We start from the raw sequence: 1748 nt of genomic DNA, 5'->3' as shown, positions 1-1748 counted from the left end.
AGCCGGTACGAATCATAGCCGGATAACCGCTCGTCCAACGTCACCGTTCCGAGGGGGTCGTAATGCCGGGTTATCGGCTTCGCTTGCTGGGTTTGGGGTTGTTCGCCACTGCAGGCTCCGGTTTGTTGGCGCTGACGGCGGTGATGAACTCCGCGTTCGCGTACGGGGGGACGCCACCGCCGCTGCTCGATCCCGGCCCGTCGGTAACCGAGCTCATGGGCGCCACCGGCCTGCCGATACCTAGCACGGACCCGTTCTATGTGGACTCCGTCGAGGCGTACATCCAGACATTTTTGCCGGGGTCCAAGCCGGTGGAGCTGTTCACGCCCGAGGGGTTGTATCCGTTGACCGGTGTGAAGACCTTGCCCTTCGACACGTCGGTGAGCCAGGGCGTCACAATCCTGAACAACGCGATCACTCCGCAACTCGACGCCAACATCCCGGTTGGAGTTTTGGGTGTTTCCCAAAGTGCCGATATTTCCTCGCTGGAAATGAGTGCGCTCGACCCCGCCGGCACACCGAGCAGTTTACCCGCATATTTCGTGCTGCTCGGTGACGAGATGAATCCCAACGGTGGGCTTCTGGCGCGCTTTCCCGGTTTGAACCTCGCGAGTATAGGTTTGCCATTCTATGGCTCGACGCCGGCGAACGACTTCCCGACTGTCATTGTCACGCACGAGTATGATGGTTTCGCCGACTTCTGCCAGTACCCGATCGATGTCGTGTGCGACGTGAACGCCTTTGTGGGTATGCTGTACGACCACTCGTACACGGCCGCGGACATCGACCCGGCGTTTACCTTGCCCACCGAGGGGGCCACCGAGACCACTTACTACATGATTCCCGCCGGGTTGCCGCTGACGGAGTTGCTCAGCGCCATCCCCGTCATCGGAACCCCGATTGCTGATCTCATCGGACCGGATCTGACCGCCATCGTGAATCTGGGCTTCGGCGACCCCCTCTACGGATACTCGACAGGCCCCGCCAACATACCCACTCCGTTCGGGCTGTTCCCGAGCGTCAGTGACTTCGAAGAGTTTTTCAAACTCCTGGCAAGTGGAACCGAGACCGGCATAAAGAACTTCCTCGGCGCTTTCAGCGGGCACGAGGGGACGGCACTGGCGTCGCTCGGTTCGCCGCCGGATCCCTCGTCAGGAAGTGATCCCGCGTCTTTGGTGACCGACTTCGTCAATGCGGTGAACACGCTCTCGAGTGACGCTTCGACGGCCTACAGCGGTCTGCTGGCGACGGCGGATTTTGCCAATACTCTGTTAACCAGCCTTCCGGCCTATGACGTCGAGCTTTTCGTGGACCACCTCTCGAATCCCATCGACGCAATCGGTTTGCCGATCGCAGCCGACGTCGGGATTGGCACCCTGGCGGGCGCTTTCGAACTCGTAGTTCTCGCGGGTTCTCTCACGGGTTCTCCGCTGTTTTAAGTGGATTGGTTAGCCTGGGCCTAATTCTGGTTTCACCTGGCGGGTGTACGGGCCGCCGCGGGGTTGCAACAGCGGGCAGGGGCAGTTTCGCGAACGTCAGCGTGGCAGCCGCCAACCGGGACCCGGAGCGGTATCCGGAGCCGGACCGCTTCGATCCCACCCGGCGCAACATCGCACACCTGACGTTCGGCGCCGGCCCGCGCCTGTGCCTGGGGTATGCACTTGGCCCGGATGGAGACCACGGTGGCGATCAACGCGCTGCTGGATCGACTGCCGGACATGCGGCCGGCCCCCGACGCCGCGCCGCCG

Annotated in this window: 2 protein-coding genes; both read left to right on the top strand. The window is 62.3% G+C overall.

The window, feature by feature from the left end; genetic code table 11:
• The first annotated feature begins 98 nt into the window (after window positions 1-98).
• Window positions 99-1439, top strand: a complete 1341-nt coding sequence (locus AC2VON_RS24240) for a PE-PPE domain-containing protein (RefSeq protein ID WP_486955116.1) — start codon at window positions 99-101, stop codon at window positions 1437-1439.
• 101 nt (window positions 1440-1540) lie between these two features.
• The coding region (locus AC2VON_RS24235) for a cytochrome P450 (protein ID WP_486955115.1) at window positions 1541-1748 on the top strand (208 nt) is incomplete at its 3' end.

The sequence above is a fragment of the Mycobacterium sp. TH-M82 genome, from assembly GCF_057473605.1.
The sequence above is the reverse complement of the archived record's forward strand: the minus strand, read 5'-3'. Positions and strand labels throughout refer to the sequence as shown.